Source organism: Rahnella victoriana, from assembly GCF_021276285.1.
GTDB lineage: Bacteria > Pseudomonadota > Gammaproteobacteria > Enterobacterales > Enterobacteriaceae > Rahnella > Rahnella victoriana.
In genome coordinates this window covers 1,181,096-1,195,117 of the sequence record NZ_CP089919.1, presented here as the reverse complement: position 1 = coordinate 1,195,117, position 14,022 = coordinate 1,181,096, and the positions used below count along the sequence as shown (strand labels likewise).

The following is a 14,022-nucleotide window of genomic DNA, read 5'->3' as shown; positions in this document are numbered from 1 at the left end:
TCTGAATTGATGGGCTGTTGGATTGCTATGCTATGAATGTAAGCAAAGGTCTCTTTGGTAAATTTCTCCTTTCAGCGTGTTTTTCTGTTTTATAGTAGCGGCGCATTTTCGTAACAGGCCCAGAGAACGGGTTTGTTTCCACCCCACCGTAGCGAGTAAGGCACAGGGATGCGATTTACTACCAGACTCTCGGCACTGATGACGATGTTAGTCGCGCTGGCAATGTTACTGATGTTGCTCGGCGTCACTTTCAGCTTTATCTACCTGAACAAACAAGATACTGAACAACATCTTCAGGCACTTGCCACGACCTATGATCAGGCATTGCTGACCCATACGCCTGCCGAAGCCCGGCGCTGGATGCCGCAGGCGATGCGCATGCTCGACATCACGGATATCGACGTCAAACTCGATAACGCCACCATTTATGAATACCACGAGCGTCCGGATTTACACCGTTCGTGGGACAGCGTGATGCCGGAATATGACACCGCCATTATCCCGCTGATGCAAAACCACGCCATGACGCTGCATATTTCCTATGTCGATCCGGTCAGCAGCTATATCCGCTCCCTGCGTTCTACCTTCACGATTGGTCTCGCCATTCTGGCCATGCTCGCCATGCTGCTGCTCAGTTTCCGTTGGCTGAGAAAAGAAACGGACGGCGTGGAAAAACTGGAAGACCGTGCAGTGCGGATTTTGCGCGGTGAACGTGAAGGTTTAACCGGCGATGTGGGCGAATGGCCGCATTCTGCCAGCAGCGCGATCGACCGTCTGCTGGGGGATCTGAATGAAGCGCGCGAACAGCGCAGCCGGGTGGATACCCTGATCCGCGCGTACGCCCAGCAGGATGCCCAAACCGGACTGAGCAACCGCCTGTTCTTTGATAATCAGCTGGCGACGCAACTGGAAGAAAAGGGCGCGCACGGCGTGCTGATGTTATTACGCCTGCCTGATTTTGACACCATGCGCGAAACGCACGGTCAGACGATCGTCGAGGAACTGCGTTCTGCGATGGTCAATCTGTTATCCACCTTTGTCATGCGTCATGTTGATGCCTTGCTGGCGCGCTATTTCCACAGTGATTTTGCCGTGCTGTTACCCCACCGCACATTAAAAGAAGCGGAAGTGATGGCCGGTCAGCTGGTCAATGCGCTTGGTGTTTTGCCCACGTCTTCGCTGATCGACCGTGAAGCTCTGATGTACATCGGGATCAGTGCTTATCGTTTTGGCCAGACGCCGGATCAGGTGATGGACATGGCGGAACAGGCCACGCGGCATGCGGCTTTCCAGGGCAGCAACAGCTGGTTTATCTACGACAAAAATGTGCCGGAAAAAGGCCGCGGCAGTGTGCGCTGGCGGACCTTGCTGGAAAATACGCTGGCGCGCGGCGGCCCGCGCCTTTATCAGAAACCGGCCTTCACCCGCGATCACAAACAAGATCACCGTGAGATCCAGCGACGCGTCTTCGACGGTGAGCAGGAGCTGCTGGCCGCCGAGTTTATTCCGCTGGTGGTGCAGTTCGGCTTATCGCAAAGTTTCGACCGGGTGATGTTAAGTCAGATTATTCCGTTACTTAACCGCTGGCCGGACGAAACGTTGGCATTTCACCTGACGGTTGATTCATTATTGCAGCGCTCATTTGTACGCTGGTTACGCGATACCTTGCTGCAATGCGAAAGAACTCAACGAAATCGAATATTGATTGAACTTGCAGAGGCGGATCTCTGTCAACATACCGACCGGCTGCGTCCTGCGATCAGATTGCTGCAGGGTTTAGGCTGTCGTCTGGCGGTTTCACAGGCCGGACTGACGGTGGTCAGCACCTCTTATCTGAAAACTTTCCCGGTGGAGAGAGTCAAACTTCACCCCGGCTTAGTGCGCGATATTGATAAAAGGGTAGAGAATCAACTTTTTGTCCAAAGCCTGCTCAGTGCATGCGAAGGGACTCAGGCGCTGGTATTTGCCTCCGGCGTGCGGACAAAAGAGGAGTGGGCCGTCCTGCTGAAAAGCGGGATCCACGGCGGTCAGGGCGATTTCTTTGCCGGTCCGGAGCCTGTTGAACCGGTCGGTAAAAAATATTCACACAACCGCGATGTTTAAGTGACCGTTAATGCATTATTTAACGTAGAATGAGCCAGCTTTTGACCTACGCCCTTGTCTGGTAACCGGTGCTTGTGCTCTGACCGCAGATAGACGGAAAATGTCGGTAAAAGTGTAAGAATTTATGTGCGGTGTTGCTACTTCGCCTGGGTGCCTGCCCGAGGTAAACCGAGCCTGCGAGACAGATTTTCTCACAGTGCCATCAGCCTCAAAAAGACACAGCAAGTGAATGGCGACATCGCGGACAATTTTCACGGAAGCAGGACGTTTTTGCGCCTTGTCGCTGCTTCGCGTGGTTGGTAAAGTAGGCGGATTTTATTTTCCGCCCCCAGCTAGCAGGATTATCCCTTCGTTATGTTTAAGAAATTTCGTGGCATGTTTTCCAACGACTTGTCCATCGACCTGGGTACCGCCAATACCCTCATCTATGTAAAAGGACAAGGCATCGTGCTGAATGAGCCATCAGTTGTGGCTATTCGTCAGGATCGTGCTGGTTCACCTAAAAGCGTTGCTGCTGTTGGTCACGACGCGAAACAGATGCTGGGTCGTACTCCTGGCAATATCGCAGCCATTCGTCCAATGAAAGACGGCGTTATCGCTGACTTCTTCGTGACTGAAAAAATGCTGCAACACTTCATCAAGCAAGTTCACAGCAACAGCTTCATGCGCCCAAGTCCGCGCGTGCTGGTGTGTGTGCCGGTCGGCGCAACGCAGGTTGAACGCCGCGCGATCCGTGAATCTGCACAAGGTGCAGGCGCGCGTGAAGTGTTCCTGATTGAAGAACCGATGGCTGCGGCGATCGGTGCAGGTCTGCCCGTCTCCGAAGCAACCGGTTCAATGGTGGTGGATATCGGTGGTGGTACCACAGAAGTGGCCGTGATTTCCCTGAACGGCGTGGTGTACTCCTCTTCTGTACGTATTGGTGGTGACCGTTTCGACGAAGCGATCATTAACTACGTTCGTCGTAACTACGGTTCACTGATCGGTGAAGCGACTGCTGAGCGTATCAAGCACAGCATCGGTTCTGCGTATCCGGGCGATGAAGTGCACGAAATTGAAGTGCGTGGCCGTAACCTGGCTGAAGGCGTTCCGCGTGGTTTCACGCTGAATTCCAACGAAATTCTGGAAGCCCTGCAAGAGCCGCTGACCGGTATTGTCAGCGCGGTCATGGTCGCACTGGAACAGTGTCCGCCAGAGCTGGCTTCCGACATCTCCGAGCGCGGTATGGTGCTGACCGGCGGTGGCGCATTGCTGCGTAACCTCGATCGTCTGCTGATGGAAGAAACCGGTATTCCGGTGGTTGTCGCAGAAGATCCGCTGACCTGCGTTGCACGCGGCGGCGGTAAAGCATTAGAAATGATCGACATGCACGGCGGCGACTTATTCAGCGAAGAGTAATCCCAGCGAAGACGTGTGGTTTTGAATAAGGCTTGTTTGAAGCAAGCCTTATTGCTGTAAACGACATTAGTCTGTCCGGGAAGGTGGTTGTCCGTCAGGTAAAACCTGCAACGTGAAGTGTGCAGTGTTCAATGTGGATCCGCGCAAACACTGGCTGAGCGATGATGCTTTGCCGGTGCTTTGGCTATCCCATGAGATTGCCGCCTTTTCTGTCAGGTGAAGTCTTTACTTCGACTGGCTGAAACCTTCTGTTGCCGAGGAACTCGCATATTTTATGAAGCCAATTTTTAGCAGGGGACCTTCCCTGCAGCTGCGACTTTTTTTGGCTATTCTCACGGCCATTGTCCTGATTGTTGCCGACAGTAAAATAGGTACGTTTGTTAAAATTCGCACCTATATGGATACTGCCGTCAGTCCCTTCTATTTTTTGTCGAATGCCCCGCGTGAATTCTTAGATCAGGTCTCCTCGACCTTTGCCACACGTGGTCAGCTGGAACTGGAAAACCGTGCCCTGCGCCAGGAATTGTTGCTGAAAAACAGCGACCTGATGCTGCTCGGCCAGTACAAACAGGAAAATGCCCGTTTGCGTGAACTGCTGGGATCACCGCTGCGTCAGGATGAGCACAAAATGGTGACGCAGGTTCTGTCGACCAGCAATGACCCGTACAGCGATCAGGTGGTGATCGACAAAGGCAGCAATAACGGCGTGTATATCGGGCAACCGGTGATCAGCGACAAAGGCGTGGTCGGTCAGGTGGTGGCTGTGGCCGCGCTGACCAGCCGTGTTTTGCTGATTTGTGATGCGTCACATGCGCTGCCGATTCAGGTGCTGCGTAACGACATCCGTGTTATCGCAGCCGGCAGCGGTTGTGCTGATGACCTGCAACTTGAGCATCTGCCAAGCAATACCGATATTCGTGTCGGCGATGTGCTGGTGACTTCAGGTCTGGGCGGACGTTTCCCGGAAGGTTATCCGGTGGGCGTGGTGTCTTCGGTGAAAGTCGATAACCAGCGTGCTTACACCGTGATTCAGGCGCGTCCGACCGCCGGTCTGCAACGTCTGCGTTATCTGTTGTTGCTGTGGGGTTCTGACCGTAACGGCGAGCATCCGCTGCCGCCGGATGAAGTCCATCGCGTGGCGAACGAACGCCTGATGCAGATGATGCCGCAGGTATTGCCGCCTCCGGGCGATATGGGGCCGCCTGCGCCGGTTCCTCCTCCGGCAACCGGCACCGTGACGGCGCCAGTCAGTGCTCCTGCAGTACAGGGAGCGACGCAATGAACAGTTACCGGAGCCACGGACGTTGGATTATTTGGCTATCCTTCTTAATAGCCATGCTGCTGCAGGTGATGCCGTGGCCTGAACAGCTCTATATGTTCAGGCCGTCATGGCTGATGCTGATCCTGATTTACTGGGTGATGGCGTTACCGCATCGCGTCAACGTGGGTACCGGTTTTATTGTCGGTTTCATTATGGATCTGATCCTGGGATCGACTCTGGGCATCCGGGCATTGGCGTTTGCCATCACGGCCTATCTGGTCGCGTTCAAATTCCAGTTATTCCGTAATCTGGCGCTGTGGCAACAAGCACTGATTGTCATGGTGCTTTCGCTGGCGGTGGACGTCATGGTGTTCTGGGGTGAATTTCTGGTGGTCAACGTATCGTTCCGCCCGGAAGTTTTCTGGAGCAGTGTGGTTGATGGCGTTCTCTGGCCGTGGCTGTTCCTGCTGATGCGTAAAATTCGCCGTCAGTTTGCTGTGCAATGAGGATGTTATGACCGCACTTTATCTGGCTTCCGGTTCGCCGCGCCGCCGTGAATTACTGGCCCTGCTGGAGCAACCTTTTGAACGTCTGGTCACCGACGTTGCCGAAGAACGCCAGCCTGATGAAGCGCCGCAAGCTTACGTGTTACGGCTGGCGAAAGAGAAAGCGCAGGCCGGTGTGAAGGTAGCAACAGAGGATCTGCCGGTGCTCGGCGCCGATACGATTGTGGTCCTCGACGGTAAAGTGTTGGAAAAGCCGCGTGACGAAGCGCAAGCCGCTGTTATGCTTAACTCATTGTCCGGCAGACAGCATCAGGTGATGACCGCCATTGCGTTTGCCGACAGGCGGGATTGCCTCAATACGTTGGTTGTGACCGATGTCACCTTCCGTTCACTATCCCCGGATGACATTGCACATTATATTCTGAGCGGTGAGCCCATGGATAAAGCGGGCGCTTATGGTATTCAGGGAAAGGGCGGTTGTTTCGTCCGTGAAATTCGCGGCAGTTACTATGCAGTGGTGGGTCTTCCTCTGGTGGAAACCCAGGAACTGCTAAATGAATTTTCTGCCTTACGCGAGCTTAGGAGAAAACATGACAGCTGAATTACTGGTCAATGTCACCCCGTCTGAAACCCGCGTGGCCTACATTGACGGTGGCATTCTGCAGGAAATCCATATTGAGCGTGAGACCAAGCGCGGGATTGCCGGCAACATTTATAAAGGACGTATCAGCCGGGTTTTGCCTGGCATGCAGGCCGCTTTTGTCGATATCGGCCTTGAAAAAGCGGCGTTTTTGCACGCGTCCGACATCATGCCGCACACCGAATGCGTGGCGCGTGATGAGCAGAAAAATTTCCATGTGCGTGATATCGCCGAGCTGGTGCATCAGGGACAGGATCTGATGGTGCAGGTGGTGAAAGATCCGCTCGGCACCAAAGGCGCACGCCTGACCACTGACATTACGCTGCCTTCCCGCTATCTGGTGTTTATGCCCGGCGCGTCACACGTGGGTGTGTCGCAGCGTATAGAAAGCGAAGCGGAGCGCGACCGCCTTAAACGTATCGTCTCGGAATATTGTGATGAGCACGGCGGCTATATTATCCGCACGGCGGCCGAAGGCGTGGGCGAAGAAGAACTTAAGCAGGATGCGGCCTACCTGAAACGCTTGTGGACCAAGGTGATGGAGCGCAAACGTCGCAACAAAACCAAGTGCAAGCTGTATGGCGAACTGGCGCTGGCGCACCGTGTGCTGCGTGATTTTGCCGGTGAAGCACTGGATCGTATCCGCGTGGACTCCCGCCTGACCTATGAATTGCTGGTGGAGTTCACCAGCGAATACATGCCTGAAATGACCAGTAAGCTGGAGCATTACAGCGGCAAGCAGCCCATTTTCGATTTGTTCGATGTGGAGAACGAGATCCAGCGCGCGCTCGAGCGCAAGGTGGAACTCAAGTCCGGCGGTTATCTGATTATCGACCAGACCGAAGCCATGACCACCGTGGATATCAACACCGGTGCGTTTGTCGGCCATCGCAATCTGGAAGACACCATTTTTAACACCAACACCGAAGCGACGCAGGCCATTGCCCGTCAGCTGCGACTGCGCAATCTCGGCGGCATCATCATCATCGACTTCATCGATATGTCGAATGAAGATCACCGCCGTCGCGTGTTGCACAGCCTTGAGCAGGCGCTGTCGAAAGACCGCGTGAAAACCGGCATTCATGGTTTCTCGGCGCTCGGTCTGGTGGAAATGACCCGTAAACGCACCCGTGAAAGCGTCGAACATGTGTTGTGCAGCGATTGCCCGACCTGTCATGCGCGCGGCACGGTGAAAACCGTGGAAACCGTCTGCTATGAAATTCTGCGTGAAATCGTGCGCGTGCATCATGCGTATGATTCCGACCGTTTCCTGGTCTATGCGTCTGCGGCCGTCGGTGAGGCGCTCAAGGGAGAGGAATCCCATGCACTGGCCGAAGTGGAAATCTTCGTCGGTAAGCAGGTCAAAGTGCAGATTGAGCCGCTCTACAGTCAGGAACAGTTCGACGTCGTCATGATGTGATCAGATGGCTATTCGCCTGAAGCATCAGGAAGTTAAAGGTTTCCATTGCCGTCTGTGCGGGTGAAAACCGGCATGGAATGGAAAACAAGGAGAGAGGTTTGAGGCGACTGCCCGGTATCTTATTAACCACCAGCGCAACCCTTGTCGTGATAGTGGCTTTGGTGATCAGTGGCCTGCGTCTGGCATTGCCTCAGCTGACCCGCTTTCAGGATCAGCTGGTCGGGAAAGTCGAGGCGGTCACCGGCGTACCGATCGAATTGTCGCAAGTCAGCGCGAGCTGGAAAACCTTTGGCCCGGTTATGGAGATCCGTGGCCTGCAGGTGACCTTACCGGACGCCAAATGGCAGGTTCAGCGCATCACCATGGCGCTGGACGTCTGGCAATCGCTGCTGCACCTGCGCTGGCAGTTCCGCGATCTCACCTTCTACAATCTGCAACTCGATCTCAACACCCCGCTGGGTGGCGATGCCAATAAAGGCAGCGGCATCAAGCCGGGGCGTGTCAGCGATATTTTCCTGCGGCAGGTCGACCATTTCGATCTGCGCAACAGCCGCATTTCTTTCCCGACGCCTTCCGGCCCGCGTGCAGAATTTGATATTCCGCAGCTCACCTGGCTGAACAGTCACAACCGTCACCGTGCCGAAGGGCAGCTTAGCCTGTCGAGTTTCAACGGGCAGCACGGTGTTGTGCAATTGCGTATGGATCTCAATGACACCAACGGTCTGCTCAATAACGGTAAAATTTACCTGCAGGCGGACGACATTGATATGAAGCCGTGGTTCAGCCGCTGGCTGCGCAGCAATACCGGTCTGGAGAATGCCAACTTCAGCCTGGCGGCGTGGCTGACCGTGCGCAACGGCGAGATTTTTGCCGGAGACGCCTTGCTGAAAAACGGTTCCGCCATCTGGAAAACCGGCACGGATGAACACCGGCTGGATGTGGATAATCTGACGCTGCACGGTAATCGTCAGGGTAATGGCTGGCAGGTCGGTACGCAGCAGCTGAACCTGAAAACCGATGGCGTGGCCTGGCCGAAAGGTCGCCTTGAGGCGCTCTATCTGCCGGAAAATACAGATTTTCTCGGGCCGACGCAGGGTGAAGAGTTACGTATCCGCGGCACGAATTTGCAGCTGGAACGTTTAGGGCCGGTGATCCCGACGTTTTCCTTCCTGACACCGGCGCTGCTGGAACGCTGGCAGGATTTAAAACCCGCCGGTAACGTCAATCGCCTCGCGCTGGATATTCCGCTCAAACAATTGGATCAGACCCGCTTTGATGTGAACTGGCACGATGTCAGCTGGCAGCGCTGGAAACTGCTGCCTGGCATCAACCATTTCAGCGGTGGCCTGAAAGGCAGTGTGGCAGGCGGTCAGATGACCGTGAAATTGCAGGACAGCCTGCTGCCGTACGGCGAAATGTTCCGCGCACCGCTGGATGTCAGCGCCGCGACCGGGACCTTTAACTGGACGAACGGCAAGGATGGCTGGATGCTGTCGGGCAAAGACGTGGATGTACAGGCCAATGCGCTGTGGGCCAAAGGGGATTTCCGCTACAACCAGCCAGTCAAAGGCGAACCCTGGCTGAATATTCTGGCCGGTATCCGCCTGTATGATGCGGGGCAGGCGTGGCGCTATTTCCCTGAACCGCTGATGGGCAAACATCTGGTGGATTATCTGAGCGGCGCCATTCAGGGCGGTCAGGTGGATAATGCCACGCTGACCTTTAATGGCAATCCGCATCATTTCCCGTTCAAAAAGAATGAAGGGCAGTTTGAAGTCTGGGTGCCGCTGCGCCATTCGACCTTCCAGTACCAGCCAAAATGGCCTGCGCTGACCGATCTGGATATCGATCTCGATTTCCTTAACGACGGCCTGTTTATGAAAGCCGCGCATACCAAACTGGGCAACGTTGATGGCAATAACGTGGTCGCCAATATCCCTGACTACCTGAAAGAAAAACTGTTTATCGATGCCGATCTGCACGGCTCAGGTAAAGATATCGGCGATTACTTCATGAATACGCCGCTGCACGACTCGCTGGGTTCGGCTTTACAGGAACTGCAAATCGGCGGCGATGTGAATGGTCGCTTACATCTGGATATCCCGCTGGATGGCGAGCTGGTGCGCGCCTCCGGGGGCGTCACGCTCAATGACAACAGCCTGTTTATCAAACCGCTGAACAGCAAAATCAACAATCTCAGCGGCCAGTTCAGTTATGACAATGGCAACCTGCAAAGTAACCGGCTCACCGGCAACTGGTTCGGGCAACCGGTTAACGTGATGTTCAGTACGCAGGAACTGCCGGATGATTTCAGGGTTCAGGTCGGGCTGGATGCCAACTGGCAATTGTCCAAAATTCCGGGTCTGCCTGCGGCGGCAGCCAGCAAGATTTCCGGCGGTACGCCGTGGAAAGGCGACGTCAATATTACCCTGCCGCACAAAGGCACGCCGACATACACCGTCGATGTGAACGCCGATCTGAAAGATGTAAGCAGTCACTTACCTGATCCACTGAGTAAGAAAGCCGGGCAAGCGATGCCGCTGGTGGTGAATGTCAAAGGCGATCTTCACAGCTTTACCCTGCAAGGCGTGCTGGCGGGCAAGGACCATTTCAACAGCCGCTGGCTGCTGGGTAAACAGCTGAAACTGGACCGCGCGTCATGGCAGGCAAACAGCAAAAAAACGCCGCCGTTGCCGGAAGACAGCAGCCTGACGCTGCATCTGCCTGCGCTGGATGGCGAGAACTGGCTGGGCCTGCTGTCGCCGGAAAAAGCGACACAGGATACCAAAAGCAAAGTGGCCGGTTTCAGCTTCCCGCACCAGATTATCCTGACAACACCGGCACTGACGCTGGCCGGACAAGTCTGGAACGACCTGACCCTCACCTCGGTTCAGGGGCATCAGGGCATGGAAGTGACGGCCAAAGGGAAGGAAATCGACGGTAAGCTGAACATGAATGACAACGGCCCGTGGCTGGCGAATCTGAAATATGTCTATTTCAATCCGCAATGGACCGTGGCGGATGTCGCCAGCAGCGACCAGCCGGCGGGCAATCCGCTGGCAGGCGATAAGATTTCGTTCTCGGGCTGGCCTGCATTGCAGCTGCGTTGTGAAGCTTGCTGGTTCCTCGGACAGAACTTCCGCAAAGTGAATGCTGACCTGACGCCGCAGGGCGATAAGCTGATGTTGCGTAACGGTCTGATTGATACCGGCGTGGCGCGCCTTGATGTGCAGGGTGACTGGACGCAGAACGGACAGGGTGAGAATACCGGCCTGAAAGGGAAAGTTGCCGGTAAAGACATTGAGCAGGCCATGTCATTCTTTGGCGTGACCACGCCGCTAAAAGGCGCGCCGTTTGACGTCAACTTTGACCTGCACTGGAAATCCCTGCCGTGGAAACCGGATATCAGCACGCTGAACGGCACGCTGAAAAACACGCTGGGCAAAGGCGAAATTGCGGATGTCGGCACCGGCCGCGCCGGACAATTACTGCGTCTGGTCAGCTTCGATGCCTTACTGCGTAAATTGCGCCTCGATTTCAGCGATACCTTTGGTCAGGGCTTCTACTTTGACTCGATCAAATCGACCGCCTGGATTAAAGACGGTGTGATGCACACGGACGACCTGCTGATAGATGGTCTGGAAGCGGATATTGCCATCACCGGCAAGGTCAACTTCGTGAATCAGCAGCTGGATCTGGAAGCGGTGATTGCACCGGAAATTTCCGCCACGGTTGGCGTGGCGACCGCCTTCGTCATTAACCCGGTGGTCGGCGTCGCCGTCTTTGCCGCCAGTAAAGTGCTGGCGCCGCTGTGGAATAAAATCTCGCTGATCCGTTATCAGATCAGCGGCACCATTGCGGATCCGCACATCAACGAAATTCTGCGCAAACCCGTGGAGCATCCGAAAGCCGCCGTGGCACAGTAATCTCAGCGGCGAAGGTGGCAGGAAACCTCGTGCGGGCTGTGTTAGGCTGTAAATAACCTTGTCACAATGGATTGTCTGGCAGGCGGACCGTTTTTATCACGGTCAGCCCGCCGGATTGTCGTCTAAAAAGAGAGTGAACATCTATGAGTCTGGCCTTAGTCAGTGAGCAGTTACTAACTGCCAATAATCTGAGTCATCAGGATCTGTTTTCGGTGTTGGGCCAGTTGTCTGAACGTCGTCTTGATTATGCCGATCTCTTTTTCCAGTCCAGTTTCCATGAAGCCTGGGTGATCGAAGACAGCATCATCAAAGATGGTTCTTACAATATCGATCAGGGCGTGGGCGTCCGTGCGATAAGCGGCGAAAAGACCGGTTTTGCTTACGCCGACCAGATCACCCTGAATGCCCTGAACCAGAGCGCGACAGCCGCCCGCAGCATTGTCCGTGAACAGGGCAATGGCAAAGCGCATACGCTGGGCGAAATTGCCTATAAATCTCTTTATTCTCCGCTGGATCCGCTGCAAAGCCTGCCCCGCGAAGCGAAAATCGAATTGTTGCACCGCGTCGACAAAATTGCCCGTGCGGCAGATAAACGCGTGCAGGAAGTCAGCGCCAGCATTACCGGCGTGTATGAAACCGTGCTGGTGGCGGCGACCGACGGGACGCTGGCGGCGGATATCCGTCCGCTGGTGCGTCTGTCTGTCAGCGTGCTGGTCGAGCAGGATGGTCGTCGTGAGCGTGGCTCAAGCGGCGGCGGCGGTCGTGTCGGTTATGACTATTTCCTCGAAACGGTTAACGGTGAAGTCCGTGCTGAAGCCTTTGCCCGTGATGCGGTGCGGATGGCATTACTGAATCTGACCGCAGTGGCGGCGCCTGCGGGTGGCATGCCGGTGGTTCTGGGCGCGGGCTGGCCGGGCGTGCTGTTGCACGAAGCGGTCGGACACGGTCTGGAAGGCGACTTCAACCGTCGCGGCACCTCGGTCTTCAGCGGTCAGATGGGCAAGCTGGTGGCATCTGAACTCTGCACAGTGGTGGATGACGGTACGATCCCGAATCTGCGCGGTTCGCTGGCGATTGATGATGAAGGTGTGCCGGGTCAGTACAACATGCTGATCGAAAATGGCGTGCTGAAAGGCTATATGCAGGACAAACTGAATGCGCGCCTGATGGGTGTTGCGCCGACCGGCAACGGCCGCCGTGAATCCTATGCCCATCTGCCGATGCCGCGTATGACCAACACCTATATGCTCGGCGGCAAATCCACGCCGGAAGAGATCATCAGCAGCGTGGAGTATGGCCTGTATGCGCCAAACTTCGGCGGCGGCCAGGTGGATATCACGTCCGGTAAATTCGTGTTCTCCACCTCTGAAGCGTACCTGATCGAAAAAGGCCGGATCACTAAACCGGTGAAAGGCGCGACGCTGATCGGCTCCGGTATTGAAGCGATGCAGCAGATTTCCATGGTCGGTAACGATCTGGCGCTCGATAAAGGCGTCGGCGTGTGCGGTAAAGAAGGCCAGAGCCTGCCGGTCGGGGTGGGTCAGCCAACCCTGAAACTGGATAATCTGACCGTCGGCGGTACTGCGTAACAGAAGATGATTTCGGTGTTTTCCCTCCTCTTTGATAAGGGGAGGGTTAATTCCACTGCGTGACTTTTTTGCCCTGCCTGTAGCCCTGATATACCTTGCTCACCCGTTTGAAATAATCCGTCAGATAATCAATGCACACCTGCACTTTCAGCGGCAGTTTGTCCTTTTCGGTATACAACGCGTAGACCGGACGGGGATCCGACTGATAGCTCCTGAACAGGATTTCCACCTCACCGTTATTGATCTCCTCAATCACCCACATCAGCGGCACATAGGCGATACCGACCCCGGCTTTCAGCCAGCGGATCATGGTCTGCGAATCGTTGGTGACGAAACGGCCCTGCGGCGTAATGCGTGTCGAAATACCCTCGGGGGCGATCAGCTCAAATTCGCTGTCGGGACGGACGCTGTATTCCAGCCACGAGAAATTCACCATATCGGCGGGTTTTTCCGGGGTACCGTGTTGCGCCAGATAACTGCGCGCCGCGCACACCACCATCGGCATCGATCCTAAGCGGGTGCAGAACAGGCTGGAATCCTGCAACGCACCGACGCGGATCACCACGTCCAGCCCGTCGGCGATCAAATCCGGTGCCGGAATGCCGGTGACCAGATTGACGGTCAGTCCGGGGTATTCGGAGAGCATTTCCGCCGTCATCGCAGCAAGAACATTTTGTGCCATTGTGGAGGAGCTGCCGATGCGTAATGTACCGGTCGGGGTGTTGTTGAAGGCATACAATTGTTCATGCACTTCACGCACGTCATGCAGCATTTTCCGGCAGCCCTGATAGTACAGCTTACCGGCTTCGGTCAGGCCGATACTGCGGGTGCTGCGGTTTAATAATTTGATTTGTAAATCATTTTCCAGTTTTGAGACAGTCTGGCTGATGGCGGAAACGCTCATGTCGAGACGTCGTGCGGCCGCGGTGAAGGAGCCGCTTTCGACCACCTGAGCAAAGATCGACATGCGTTTTAATCGGTCCATTGTTAACTCTGGCTTAAAAGTGATTTAGATCACAGAACGTTGATTACTTGATAATAAGCACGCTAATATACCCTTCCGGGTGATAAACCTCAGGTTTCAGTATTCCTGACTGACTGCTTACCTTCGCACACTTCCCTGGCAACCCCATGGTTTTACCGTTCACTTCCGCTGAATTTATTTTTCAACGGGGTCGC

9 protein-coding genes are annotated in these 14,022 nt (G+C 55.1%); 8 read left to right on the top strand and 1 reads right to left on the bottom strand.

All coding sequences use genetic code 11. The features are described 5' to 3' along the window. The first annotated feature begins 168 nt into the window (after positions 1-168). From csrD to tldD, 8 genes are all read left to right on the top strand, one after another. Positions 169-2,103 carry an RNase E specificity factor CsrD gene (gene csrD / locus J9880_RS05540; protein WP_119823082.1) on the top strand — a complete coding sequence of 645 codons (1,935 nt, stop codon included), beginning with the start codon at positions 169-171 and terminating at the stop codon, positions 2,101-2,103. Positions 2,104-2,457: 354 nt separating this feature from the next. Then, positions 2,458-3,501 carry a rod shape-determining protein MreB gene (gene mreB, locus J9880_RS05535; protein WP_013577291.1) on the top strand — a complete coding sequence of 348 codons (1,044 nt, stop codon included), beginning with the start codon at positions 2,458-2,460 and terminating at the stop codon, positions 3,499-3,501. A 274-nt stretch (positions 3,502-3,775) separates the two neighbouring features. Next, complete coding sequence (gene mreC, locus J9880_RS05530) at positions 3,776-4,783, top strand: rod shape-determining protein MreC (protein WP_095924392.1); 1,008 nt, start codon at positions 3,776-3,778, stop codon at positions 4,781-4,783. Next, positions 4,780-5,268, top strand: coding sequence for a rod shape-determining protein MreD (gene mreD, locus J9880_RS05525; protein ID WP_095924393.1), 489 nt, complete (start codon positions 4,780-4,782; stop codon positions 5,266-5,268). The genes mreC and mreD overlap by 4 nt, the downstream gene beginning before the upstream one ends. 7 nt (positions 5,269-5,275) lie before the next feature. Next, the gene (locus J9880_RS05520) at positions 5,276-5,869 is read left to right on the top strand and encodes a Maf family protein (RefSeq protein ID WP_095924394.1); all 594 of its coding nucleotides are present in this window, start codon (positions 5,276-5,278) and stop codon (positions 5,867-5,869) included. Further along, a complete protein-coding gene (gene rng / locus J9880_RS05515) occupies positions 5,859-7,328 on the top strand; it encodes a ribonuclease G (protein ID WP_013577287.1) in 1,470 nt (489 codons plus the stop codon). The genes J9880_RS05520 and rng overlap by 11 nt, the downstream gene beginning before the upstream one ends. A 98-nt stretch (positions 7,329-7,426) precedes the next feature. Further along, entirely contained in the window at positions 7,427-11,254 is a 3,828-nt protein-coding gene (gene yhdP, locus J9880_RS05510) for an AsmA2 domain-containing protein YhdP (RefSeq protein ID WP_232770194.1), read from the top strand. A 143-nt stretch (positions 11,255-11,397) separates the two neighbouring features. Further along, complete coding sequence (tldD, locus tag J9880_RS05505; protein ID WP_095924396.1) at positions 11,398-12,843, top strand: metalloprotease TldD; 1,446 nt, start codon at positions 11,398-11,400, stop codon at positions 12,841-12,843. 46 nt (positions 12,844-12,889) lie between these two features. Here tldD and aaeR read toward each other — a convergent pair whose 3' ends face one another. Beyond that, positions 12,890-13,828 carry an HTH-type transcriptional activator AaeR gene (gene aaeR / locus J9880_RS05500; protein ID WP_095924397.1) on the bottom strand — a complete coding sequence of 313 codons (939 nt, stop codon included), beginning with the start codon at positions 13,826-13,828 and terminating at the stop codon, positions 12,890-12,892. Positions 13,829-14,022: the final 194 nt, after the last annotated feature.